The organism is Rahnella sp. BIGb0236 (assembly GCF_004364755.1).
GTDB lineage: Bacteria > Pseudomonadota > Gammaproteobacteria > Enterobacterales > Enterobacteriaceae > Rahnella > Rahnella victoriana.
Genome location: NZ_SOAO01000001.1, coordinates 198056 through 210226, shown reverse-complemented (window position 1 = coordinate 210226; position 12171 = coordinate 198056). Strand labels below are relative to the sequence as shown.

Sequence of the window (12171 nt, the reverse complement as noted above, 5' to 3'; positions counted from 1 at the left end):
GGCAGGGAAGCCCGCATTCCTTAATCAGTCACCGCATCGTTACCCGGCCTGATAGCCTTTGGTCAGCGTGTCCTGACATTGCTGCTGCGTCGTCACTTTTTCGCGTTCAGCCTTGCTGAGCGACGTCCAGGTTTCAATCACCTTATCGGCTTCCTCCTCATCAAATTCCGTTCTGTTTATCGCTGACGGCGACTGCGATTGTGTCGACACATCCTTGATCTGATTACGGAAATAATCCACCGAACCGTCAGGTTTATTCAGCGCGGAACTGCACAGAATATTGATATAGGTGGCGGGAGTGTGTTGCGCCGTGGTGTCTTCGGCCGCAGCTGTGCCCGCGATAAGCACGGTGAGGGCCAGCATGATTCGTCTCATAGCGTCTCCTTATGTTGAACACTTTAAGGGTAGAAGACATCAGACTGATGAGCGCGGGCAGGGGGACAGAATGGTCTGAAACTTGCTCCCGGAAACCGGGAAATTCATTCTATTCTTCAGAAAACCTTAAATTAATAATTTGTTACGTAATAAATCTGAACCTTCTCGCGACAGGGTTAATGTTAATAATTACTATTCACGTTCTCATTGCGATCTGTTCTTGTAAAAATAAAAAATAGAAACAGTGTCGCGTCCTCAAAAAATTCTATGGGAATGCGTTATGTCCTTTACTGGCAGGGGAAACGTCGCGGAGTCTTGCGCGCCGGATGTAAGAAAGATTTTTACCGTTTCATCACTGGCGCTGGCCATTCTTGTGGTGATGAATCCCGCTTACGCGGCTGAAACCAGCACGACGGCAAACACCGCCACGTCCGGCGAATCGCAGGATATGGTGATCGAAGGCACGGCGACGGCGGCCAGCAGTGACGCGCAGGATTACGCGGTCAAAACCACCACCGCAGGCACCAAAATGAACCTGACGCCGCGCGACATTCCGCAGTCAGTCAGCGTGATCACCCGACAGCGTATGCAGGATCAGGATCTGCAATCGGTCGGCGATGTGCTCGACAACACCACGGGCATCTCCACGGAAGTGATCGACAGCGAACGCGTGTCCTATTTCTCCCGTGGTTTTTACATCAACAATTACACCTACGACGATATTCCTTCCTCGGTCAGCGACACCTGGAACTTTGGCGATGCCGCAGAAGACACGGCGATTTATGACCGTATCGAAGTGGTGCGTGGCGCAACCGGTCTGATGACCGGCGCAGGCAATCCGGCGGCGTCGGTGAACATGGTGCGTAAGCACGCCGACAGCAAGGAATTCACCGGCAACATCAGCGCCAGCTATGGCAGCTGGAACAAGCAACGTTATGTGCTGGATGCCTCCGGCCCGCTGAATCAGGAAGGGTCGGTGCGCGGACGGGTGGTGGCGGGCTATCAGGATCAGGACAGCTGGCTGGATCGTTATCACAAGCGTAAAAAATTCTTCTACGGCGTTGTCGATGCCGATGTGACTGACAACACCACGGTGTCCCTCGGTTACGATTATCAGGAAAACAATACCGGCAACCCGACATGGGGCGGCCTGCCGACCTGGTACACCGACGGTTCGCGAACCCATTACGACCGCAGCACCAACACCTCCGCCGACTGGACGAATTACGCCATTCAGTCACGCAAGGTTTTCGCCAACGTAAAACACGACTTTGATAACGGCTGGACATGGCGCGTCAACGGCACGCATGGCGAGCAGACCTTTAACGATAAACTGCTGTATCTGATGGATTTCCCGGATCACACTACCGGCGAAGGGCTGAGCGGTTTTGGCAGTAAAGACCGTGGCACGCGCAAAGTGGACTCCGTGGATACCTATGCCACCGGGCCGTTTGAACTGTTTGGCCGTCAGCATCAGATGGTCGCCGGTCTCAGCTACAGCCGCCAGCATAACCAGACGTACAGCGCGGATGGCTCCATTGACAGCGATGCCATTGGCAGCTTTGGCAACAGCTGGGACGGCAGCGTCAGCGAACCGGAGTGGGACGACTGGTACCTGAACGCCGACGATGTTGTTCGCCAGAAAGCCGGCTATTTCGCCACCCGTTTCTCGCTGGCAGATCCGCTTTCGCTGATCCTTGGGGCACGTTACACCGAATGGACCAGCAACGGCAGCAGCGGCAATATGCAGAAGAACAACGTGACGCCGTACGGCGGGCTGGTGTATGACATCAACGACACCTGGTCGGCTTACGCCAGCTACACCTCCATCTTCCAGCCGCAGACTGACCGCGATATCAACGGCCATTATCTGTCACCGACCACCGGCAAAAACTACGAAACCGGCCTGAAATCGGCGTGGATGGATGGCCGTCTTAACGCCTCGCTGGCGGTGTTCCGCATCGAGCAGGATAATGTCGCGCAGGCCGATGGCAGCAATTTTGTCAACGGTTCCAGCGAACAGGCCTACGTCGCGGCAAATGGCACGGTGAGCAAAGGGGCCGAGTTTGAGGTGAGCGGCGCGGTGACCGACAATCTGCAAATGACCTTCGGCGCAACGCGTTATGTGGCGAAAGACGACACCGGCAGCCGCCTGAACAGCAACATGCCACAGACCCAGCTGAAACTCTTCAGCCGTTACCAGTTGCCGATGTTGCCGGATCTGACGGTCGGCGGTGGCGTGAACTGGCAAAACCGCACCTTCCAGGACGCGACCGGCCCGGATGGCGAGACTCATCGCGTATCACAGGGCAGCACGGCGATTGTCGATCTGTTCACCCGCTATCAGGTGACCAAACAGTTGTCGGTTCAGGCCAACATCAACAACCTGTTTGACCGCACCTACTATTCATGGCTCAGCGATTACGCCGTTTACGGCGAACCGCGCAGTGTTTCGGTCAGCGCGAATTACGCGTTCTGATGTGAAAGGTGTTCCTTAACAGAGAACAGGGGAGGTTTTCCCCTGTTCTTTTCATACCCTCAGCTTCCCCAGCGGCTTTTCAGATAACGCACGGCATCCTGCGTCTGGGGCTGATTGAGGTAGTTTTCGCGGAACAAAATCGTGCCATTAATTTGCGGCACGGATTCATTCATATCGAGCTGCTTTTTCAGCTCCGGCACACCGCCGCTGACTATCCAGTCAGGTTCACTTTTTGACGGTTCACCCACTTTATACAGCGCCACGCCGATATAAAGCCGCGTGTGAGTGGGCTTCACCACATCGGCCCACCAGTGAGCCAGCACGTCATACCGCGCCGCCTTGCGGGCGAACGGCCAGTAAAGCTGTGGCGCAATATAATCCAGCAACCCTTTTTGCACCCACAGACGGGTATCCGCGTAGGCTTCGTCATACGCCGCCGCGCCGGACGTTTGTGAACCGGCCGGATCGTGCGACATGTTGCGCCAGACGCCTGCCGGACTGACACCAAACTCCACCTCAGGTTTCAGCTGTTTGATGGTGCGCGATACCTGCTCGATCAGCAACTGGGTGTTATGCCGCCGCCAGTCTGCTTTCGACGCAAACCCTTGTCCGTATTGTTTAAACGTCAGGCTGTCGTTAAGCGCGGAACCGGCCGTCTCGGAATAGAAGTAATCATCGAACTGCACGCCATCCACCGGATAACGCGACACCACTTCCGCCACGATGCTGGTGATCCAGTCGCGTGCTTCGGGAATGCCCGGATCAAGCACGTAACGATCGCCCGCCGTGCGGATCCAGTCACGGTGCAGGACAAACACACTGGCCGGGTTCAGCGACAAGGTCTGGTTCAGCTCAGCCACGGTGGAAGGTTTGGTGTTAACCGAGACGCGGTAGGGGTTAAACCACGCATGCACTTTGATGCCGCGCTTGTGCGCTTCATCGAGCATGAACTGCAACGGATCGTAACCCGGATCCTGGCCGATTTTGCCGGTCAGCATATCTGACCAGGGCAGAATTTTCGAAGGCCAGAAGGCAGTGCCGTCCGGCTTCACCTGAAAGAATACGGTGTTGATACCGAGACTTTTCAGTTTATCCAGCGTGTCAGTCATGGCCTGTTTCTGCTGACTGATCCGGCTTGCCGCATTGCTGGTATTGACCGAAGACACCGGTGGCCAGTCGAGGCGGGAAACGGTCGCCAGCCAGACGCCGCGTACGGGTTCATGGGGTTGAACCGGTTTCGCCGGAAGCGGATTTTTGGCCACCGGCGGCAACGGTGTCACCAGTGATTTTGGCGGTGTGGAAGAACAGCTTGCCAGCAGCAACGCCATGCCAGCCAATGCGCCAGTCTTTTTAAGTGTCCATACAGGGGAAAAGCGTCGGGAAGAGGCGATGATAAACTCCGGTGATCTCTGGTGGGCGCGCGAAAAGAAACATTTTCTGATTATCCGGCGCAAAGTCAATCACTTCGGCGTTTAAGGCAGCCAGCATCATTATTAAAAAGCAAATGCGCACTATATTAGCGTTCATCATCCGGTGACATTTACAGCATGAACGCTGATACAGTAGAATTTTGGACCGGCCCGAAAAACAGCAGAGTTATTATGTTTACCTACGCGCAGCACCAAGAATTAATTAACTGCTTTAATCATCTCTTAGAATACAGAACGCATCCCATTTACCTGAAACATCAGCTGGAAGCGCAAAGAAAGGGCGATGAACATTTCGCTGACAATAAATATTTATCTGGAAATCTGGCTACCTGTTCGTTAATGCAAGGTGATCATATCGTCTCTAACGGGCTTATCGCTGCCAGTATTAACTTTGCCAGTGAAATGAGAAATGCGCAGCGAAATGCTTACTTTGACGGAAATATCATCCCAAGTAATATTGCTTCGCTGATAGGAACCGGCGAACCGTCGGCCAAATTGTGGCATGAAGAAACAGACAAGATCTGGGTTTCTGAACCTTATCCAAACTCTCACTTTTACGCGGTTGACATCCGTTATCCCGGTCAGCCAGATCGTGTTCATGATGGTGAGCGAATTTTGGTTAATGTTTTTCAAGAGTTACTTGATAACCGACACCTTAATTTTAACACTGTTATTATGATTACTGAGAGAATTCCCTGCGAAAGTTGTACCGGAATTATCAGTGATTTTTTATCTAAGAATAAAAACGTTAAAATGTTACTGGCATACTGGTTTTCCACCGGAAGCAATGCAACGGCTCGTGGATTTGATGAGTTCGCCAGCCAGCTAAAAATGAATAGCGAGGTTGTGGAGAATATCAGGATCCAGCAAATCATCGAACTGGGAGAAAATCAGTTAAACGTGATTAACAGGAAAATTTAAGACACAAATAAAAACCACTCAAGTCAGAGGAAGCAGAGGGTACTAGGGTGGTTATTAGTACGATCGTTAATTTAACATAATCATGATTATGCGTACCTAGATTGTAACGGCTAAGTTCCTGATGGCTTTCTTGTAAGCTTTGCTTTAAAAGCCTTCACATATGAAATATCATATGTATTGTTATTTTTTATCGGGGTCACGCATGTTACAACCTGTTCAGCTTTTTAAACTGCTCGCCGACGAAACCCGTTCGACTATTGTGCTGCTCCTCAGGGAGTCTGGTGAAATGTGCGTCTGTGACATCTGTGGTGCAACAGCAGAGTCTCAGCCCAAAATTTCACGCCACATGGCGCTCTTACGTGAAGCCGGGTTGGTCATCGACCGCCGCGAAGGAAAATGGGTGCATTACCGACTGTCACCACATATGCCCGCCTGGGCTGCGGATATTATTGATACAGCCTGGAACTGTGAGCGCGACAATATACGCAATAAGCTCAGTAGCACGGCATCAGTCTCCTGCTGAATATATATGATTAAATAAATGTGAATGGAGCTTCTGATGTTACTGGCTGGTGCTATCTTTTTATTCACGCTCATCCTGGTTATCTGGCAACCCAGAGGGCTGGGGATTGGCTGGAGTGCCTCATTAGGCGCAATTCTGGCTTTGCTGACGGGTGTCGTTCATCTCGGGGATATTCCGGTGGTCTGGCAGATTGTGTGGAATGCAACCGCCACCTTTATTGCCGTGATCATCATCAGTCTTCTGCTCGATGAATCCGGCTTCTTTGAATGGGCCGCATTGCATGTTGCCCGTTGGGGAAATGGCCGGGGTCGGCTGCTATTTACCTGGATTGTTCTGCTTGGCGCGATGGTCGCGGCACTTTTTGCCAACGATGGTGCCGCACTGATCCTGACGCCTATCGTTATTGCAATGCTGCTTGCGCTGGGATTCAGCCGGGGGGCAACATTAGCGTTTGTCATGGCCGCAGGGTTTATCGCCGATACAGCCAGCCTGCCGCTGATTGTCTCGAATCTGGTGAACATCGTCTCGGCAGATTTCTTTAAGCTTGGTTTTTCTGAATATGCAGCGGTGATGTTCCCCGTTAATATTGCGGCCATTGTGGCTACGCTGGTGATGCTGCATTTGTTTTTCCGCAAAGACATTCCCGCCGTTTATGACGTTTCCCTGCTGAAAGAACCGAAAGACGCCATTCGTGATGTGAATACCTTTAAAACCGGCTGGCTGGTTCTGGTGTTGCTTTTGGTGGGGTTCTTCGGACTGGAGCCGCTGGGCGTACCGGTCAGTCTGGTTGCGGCCGCGGGTGCCCTGCTGCTGTTTGCTGTGGCGAAGAAAGGTCATGCCATAAACACAGGCAAGGTGTTACGTGGTGCGCCCTGGCAAATCGTTATCTTCTCGCTGGGTATGTATCTGGTGGTCTACGGATTACGAAATGCCGGACTGACCGACTCTCTGTCTTCCTTGCTGAATCAACTGGCTGAGCAAGGATTGTGGGCAGCAACGCTGGGTACCGGCTTCCTGACAGCATTCCTCTCTTCTGTCATGAATAATATGCCGACTGTGCTGGTCGGGGCGCTGTCGATTGATGGCAGTACTGCAACCGGTATTATTAAAAAAGCAATGATTTATGCCAACGTCATCGGCAGTGATCTGGGACCTAAAATTACTCCTATCGGCAGTCTGGCAACCTTGCTGTGGCTGCACGTTCTGTCGCAAAAAAATATCAAAATAACCTGGGGATATTACTTCCGGGTTGGCATTGTCATGACAATCCCCGTGCTGTTTGTCACGCTGGCAGCACTGGCGCTTCGTCTGTCTTTCACTTTGTAATGAGATACTGATATGAGCAACATTACCATTTACCACAACCCGGCCTGCGGTACGTCACGTAATACCCTTGAAATGATCCGCAACAGCGGGACTGAGCCCACGATTATTCTGTATCTGGAAACACCGCCATCCCGCGAGGAACTTATAAAACTGATTGCAGATATGGGGATCACTGTTCGGGCTTTGTTACGCAAAAATGTCGAACCTTATGAGCAATTAGGGTTGGCAAACGATTCTTTCAGTGATGACCAATTGCTTGATTTGATGTTGCAACATCCTGTTCTCATTAACCGGCCAATTGTCGTTACCCCTCTGGGCACCCGATTATGCAGACCTTCAGAGGTAGTTCTGGATATTTTGACTAATGTGCAACGCGGTGCGTTCACCAAAGAAGATGGTGAACGCGTTGTTGATGAACACGGTAAGCCGCTGAAACAATAACTACCTATCCTTGACAGAATTTTTAGTCGCTAAATTTAAATGCCCCACGGAGATGCACACCTTTGCCAGACCTGTTTATGGCGTACTCCCTCCGGTAGCCATAAACGTACCGCTATAAGGTATCGGCAGATAATCCTGGAAAATCTGTTTCAGGGTGTCTTCCGGTTCGATATCCGCAAACAAATCGAGGTAAAGAGTTTTGGCCATAAACTCTGTCGCCGCAACATGCCACGGGCTGAGATAGAAATTCTGCCATAAAATGCCGGTGCGGCCATTATGTAACGCTTTCAGTTCACGCAGTCCGTTCTGTCTGGCGGTTAACTCACGCAGGCTTTGCAGCGCCATGTCGGGCGTGATGGCCGGGCCGAGTTTCAAATCATTCTGATCCTCAGCCGCGCCCGCGCCGGTGGCGATATATACCTCGGGCTGCGCCATGATCACCATTTCTTCATTCAGCCTTCCGAAAACACCCTGCACCGTTTTGCTGGCGATGTTATCTCCTCCGGCAAAGCTCAGCAGTTCGCCCAGACTTCCCTTCACCGCCGTCACGCAGCATTCATTACGGCGACCCAGATGTAACTGAAGCAGCACCGTCGGCTTTGGCCCCCGGTACGCGGCCAGACGATCATGAATGACCTGCATATGTGCATCATAAAACTGATTGAAAGCCTGTGCCCGCGCGGTCTGGTTAAGCACTTCACCGAGGATAGCCACACTGCGCGTGGTGTTTTTCAGCAGATGAACACGCAGATCAATTTTCACCACCGGAATATGCGCGGCGTCGAGCATCGCTTTCAGCCGTAAGTCGGCATCGTCGTAGCGCGCAAGGCTTGGCAGAATGACCAGATCCGGTTTGAGCGCCAGCACCTTCTCCGGATTCATATCATTCGTTCCGCCCAGCCCCAGCGACGGGATCGCCAGCATATCAGGGAATTTCTGCGCAAATATCTGCCAGATCTGACTGTCGTATTTCTTCAGATCGAGCGGCCAGCCGACAATCCGCCGGACAGGATCGCCCGGTTCCAGCATCGCCAGCGTGTAGAGCATGCGGCTTTCGCCCAGCACGATGCGCTGCGGATTATCAGGAATATCAACCTGATTGCCGTCGATATCGGTAACCGTTCGCGCCTGCGCGTTCAGGCTCAACAGCGCCAGAAACAGCATCAGCAGCACGCCCCTTATCGCGTTCAGCCTGTATCCCTGACGCAGGCCGGAAATACGTTTCAGATTAGAATTCAACACTTGCCTGTACCATCAGATTACGGGTTTCACCTTCACGGACACGCAGATTGCCGCCGCTTGAGGTGTAATAATGTTTGTTAAACAGGTTATTCAGGTTCAGTTTCAGCTGCGTTTTTTCACCGAACAGGCGGTTATTCCACGCCACAAAACTGTCGGCCACGACATAATCCGGCAGGGTAAAACTGTTCTCCGGATCCCCTGCCCGCGTGCCGATATACCGTGCTCCCCCGCCGATACGAAAATCTCCCGGCAGGCCGTTAACGGTCAGGTTATGACTCAGATAAAGCGCACCGGAATGGCGCGGCGCGTTTTGCAGGCGGTTACCGTTATTGGCGGAATTCACACCGTCATCGACAATTTCTGCTTTGTCATAGCTGTAATTCGCGCTGACATCCCAGTCGGGCAGGATCTCGCCGTTGAGTTCGAATTCAGCGCCGCTGGAGCGCGCTTTATCAATGGCACGGGTTTCACCGTTAATGCTGAGCGACATATCCCGCTCATCAATGCGATACAGCGCCACGCTGGCAAACATACGCGGCGTAATCTGCCATTTGCTGCCCACTTCCCAGGTGGTGCCCTGCTCAGGATTGCCGACGTTACCGTCATCATCGACATCGGTGGACGGCGTAAAGGATTTACTGACGCTGCTGTATAGCGAGACATCAGGCGTAACTTTATAAATCAGACCGGCCTGAGGCAGGAACTTATTGCCTTCGGAATCCATGGTCTGAACGACCGGATCAAACCCTTTTGAAGCACGTTGCTCATAATGCTGATAACGCCCCCCGACGACGGCGATCCAGTCGGAGGTCAGTGAGATGCTGTCTTTGGCATACACCGAACGGCTGTGAATACGGTTGAGGTTATTGCCGTTGGCGGTATTTTCCGTGCTGCTGTCCACCACCGGCGAGAGAATGTCATATTGCGGATTATTGTAGTTAAAGCTGCTGTCCGACTTCCCCTGATACTGATGGGCGCGATAGGTCTGGTTCATCTCATAATCGGTGCCGAGCACGATATCGTGATTCATGCCCAGAATATCCTGCGACCCCAGCAGATCCCAGGATACATATTTGGTTTTATGATTAAAGCCCCGGTTGGCATCCGCGCGACGCGTCACAGCGCCGGTGGTGGTGTTCACTGCCGTCACCCTGACCTCATCATTGTTGTAACGACGCTGATTCCAGCCAAGCGTGAGACGGGTGCTCCAGTCGTCGCTGAACTGCCAGTCATAATGCGCGTTGAGCGTTTTATTATGACCCCATGCACGGTTGGACTTGTCATCCAGCCGGTCTTTATAGCCGATATCGATCGGTTTGCCGTTAATAAAGGCTGTGCCGCGATCATAAGGAATGTCGTAGCGGTAATCCGAATAGCTGATCAGGAAGCTGGCTTTTTCGCCATACCATTGCAGGGACGGCGAAATTAACGTGTGTTTGTCACTGCCGAAATTGCGCCAGTAATCCTGATCCTGTTTTTCGGCGATCATACGGAATGCAAATCCATTCCCCAGCGGACCGGTCACGTCCACGGTCCCTGCTCCGCCACCTTCACTGGCGTAGCGCCCGCTGACTTTGGTGTGCCAGTCGTATTGCGGTTTTTTGCTGACCAGATTGATCACGCCGCCGGGGTTCTGGATGCCGTACAGCAGCGAGGCGGACCCTTTCAGCACTTCCACCCGTTCTGTCGTGGCATCGAAATTCAGCCCCTGACTGCTGCGCACGCCGTCGCGATAAATGGAGCCGTCAGAGTTGGAACCGAAGCCGCGACGGACAAAGCCATCTTCCGTGCCTGCCAGCGTGTTGCCTTCGCTGACACCGCTGACAAAGCGCATCGCGTCTGAAAGACTGGTGGCCTGATAATCGTCCAACTGTTGTTGGGTCACCACGCTGACCGACTGCGCTTCGTTAAGCCGCGGTGTCGGGGTTTTACTGGCGACTGAACTGGTGCCTGCGCTGTATCCCTGATCGTTTTGTTCCTGTTCCTGCCCGGTAATGGTCAGGGTATCGCCATCCCCGGCGGAATACCCTGTCTTCGGCGACAGCATCGCCACACCACAGAGAGCCGCAAGTATCGCCGGATGGTGTTTTCTTTTAAAAGCCAACTGCCTGTTATTATTCATTTCATTCGACCTGGTGTGAAATATGACATCTTTTGCAGTGAAGAACATCTGGCGACTGTCTCGCGCCTTAATGCAATTGATTATCATTCCAACACGCAAGCATGTAGTAGTAAATCATATCTTCATGATTTTCACTACACGCCAGCCGGACGGACTTTGCCAAAATCACACAGCCCACCAAATAATTACCTATTCATTTTTAATGAGATATACCGAAAACCCTTCCCTTACCTTTCAAGCTTCGCCTGAATAACCCTGCAAAATGAATTTTTTCTTCCCGAAAAACACTACATTGCTAATATAGCCCACAACTTAAATCCGTTAATTTCTCCCGGTTAAACGCTTAACACGCAAAGGAGCAAGATCATTCAATGGCTGCCATTCCACTTAAAAAGCGTATTGATGTTTTTGGGGAACGCTATCGTGCGCGGATATCCACCCTGCCGCCCGGCCTGCAAACCGATTCAGAACAACCGTGAATCAGCACTGGACGCGACCGCGATGGAAATCGCCGCCGCCACGGAGGTCTCCGACGCCACCGTCATCCGCGCCGTTCAGGCATTAGGTTTTGCCGGTTTACGTGACATGAAAAAAACGCTGGAAGCCTGGTTTGGTACGGCGGTTAATTCGGAAGAGAAGATGATCACCACCGTCAGCGAACTGGCCTGTGATATTGATTCCGGGATCAATTTCGTGCTCGACGGGCATAAACGCGCCTGCGATGCGTTATCGGAGCCACATAACCGGCAGGCCATTTCTCAGGCTGTGGCATTGCTGATAGGGGCGCGGCAGGTGGCGCTGTTTGGCCTGAATGCGTCGGGTATTCTTGCCGATTACAGCGCCCGCCTTTTTAGCCGGATTGGCATCCCTTCCCTGTCACTTAACCGTTCCGGGATTGCGCTGGCCGAACAACTGATCTGCCTGCAACGGGGGGATGTGCTGATTATGATGGCGCAAAAAAGCGCCCATCGGGAGGGAAAAGCCACCCTGCAGGAGGCGAAACGTCTGGGTATTCCGGTCATTTTGCTGACCAATGCGCCTGACTCCTATTTTGCCAAAGAAGCCGCGCTGGTCATCAATGTGCCACGCGGAGGAGAAAACGGCAGGATGCCGCTGCATGGCACGGTTCTGGTTTGTCTGGAAATGCTGATCCTCTCCGTGGCGTCCGCCACCGCATCGCGCACCATGAAAACCATGAAACGTATTCAGGATTTGAATCAGTCTCTGAAACATGCCGGTAAATTGGGGAAATAGCGTGGAGAAATAAAGAAGGCCGGTCATCAGACCGGCCTTCGTGTGACTCATCTTTCTA

Annotated in this window: 10 protein-coding genes and 1 pseudogene; 7 read left to right on the top strand and 4 right to left on the bottom strand. The window is 52.5% G+C overall.

Annotated features, from left to right (window positions below; genetic code table 11):
* Window positions 1–39 precede the first annotated feature (39 nt).
* On the bottom strand, window positions 40–375 hold the full coding sequence (locus EDF78_RS00910; protein WP_133822287.1) for a hypothetical protein: 336 nt from the start codon (window positions 373–375) through the stop codon (window positions 40–42).
* Window positions 376–655: 280 nt separating this feature from the next.
* Here EDF78_RS00910 and fhuE point away from each other — a divergent pair, with 280 nt between their 5' ends.
* Window positions 656–2854, top strand: a complete 2199-nt coding sequence (gene fhuE, locus EDF78_RS00905) for a ferric-rhodotorulic acid/ferric-coprogen receptor FhuE (RefSeq protein WP_133822286.1) — start codon at window positions 656–658, stop codon at window positions 2852–2854.
* A gap of 59 nt (window positions 2855–2913) precedes the next feature.
* Here the strand turns inward: fhuE and EDF78_RS00900 are convergent, their stop codons facing one another.
* A complete protein-coding gene (locus EDF78_RS00900; protein ID WP_133822285.1) occupies window positions 2914–4182 on the bottom strand; it encodes a glycoside hydrolase family 10 protein in 1269 nt (422 codons plus the stop codon).
* Between EDF78_RS00900 and EDF78_RS25510 the strand changes: the two genes are divergently transcribed.
* From EDF78_RS25510 to arsC, 5 genes are all read left to right on the top strand, one after another.
* Window positions 4181–4330, top strand: coding sequence for a hypothetical protein (locus EDF78_RS25510; RefSeq protein WP_162928610.1), 150 nt, complete (start codon window positions 4181–4183; stop codon window positions 4328–4330). The genes EDF78_RS00900 and EDF78_RS25510 overlap by 2 nt on opposite strands.
* 71 nt (window positions 4331–4401) lie before the next feature.
* Window positions 4402–5205 (top strand): deaminase domain-containing protein, encoded by an 804-nt coding sequence (locus EDF78_RS00895; protein WP_119824362.1) that lies wholly within the window; start codon window positions 4402–4404, stop codon window positions 5203–5205.
* Window positions 5206–5407: 202 nt separating this feature from the next.
* A complete protein-coding gene (locus EDF78_RS00890; protein WP_133822284.1) occupies window positions 5408–5728 on the top strand; it encodes a transcriptional regulator in 321 nt (106 codons plus the stop codon).
* Window positions 5729–5764: 36 nt separating this feature from the next.
* Window positions 5765–7054, top strand: a complete 1290-nt coding sequence (locus EDF78_RS00885; protein ID WP_133822283.1) for an arsenic transporter — start codon at window positions 5765–5767, stop codon at window positions 7052–7054.
* 12 nt (window positions 7055–7066) lie between these two features.
* Window positions 7067–7495 carry a glutaredoxin-dependent arsenate reductase gene (arsC, locus tag EDF78_RS00880; protein WP_095925716.1) on the top strand — a complete coding sequence of 143 codons (429 nt, stop codon included), beginning with the start codon at window positions 7067–7069 and terminating at the stop codon, window positions 7493–7495.
* A 75-nt stretch (window positions 7496–7570) separates the two neighbouring features.
* Here the strand turns inward: arsC and EDF78_RS00875 are convergent, their stop codons facing one another.
* Together EDF78_RS00875 and EDF78_RS00870 are read right to left on the bottom strand one after the other, a co-directional pair.
* Window positions 7571–8659 carry an ABC transporter substrate-binding protein gene (locus EDF78_RS00875; RefSeq protein ID WP_133822549.1) on the bottom strand — a complete coding sequence of 363 codons (1089 nt, stop codon included), beginning with the start codon at window positions 8657–8659 and terminating at the stop codon, window positions 7571–7573.
* 64 nt (window positions 8660–8723) lie between these two features.
* Complete coding sequence (locus EDF78_RS00870; protein WP_131693075.1) at window positions 8724–10859, bottom strand: TonB-dependent siderophore receptor; 2136 nt, start codon at window positions 10857–10859, stop codon at window positions 8724–8726.
* Between the two features lie 371 nt (window positions 10860–11230).
* Between EDF78_RS00870 and EDF78_RS00865 the strand changes: the two are divergent.
* Window positions 11231–12113 (top strand): annotated as a pseudogene (locus EDF78_RS00865) (MurR/RpiR family transcriptional regulator).
* The last annotated feature ends 58 nt before the right edge of the window (window positions 12114–12171 follow it).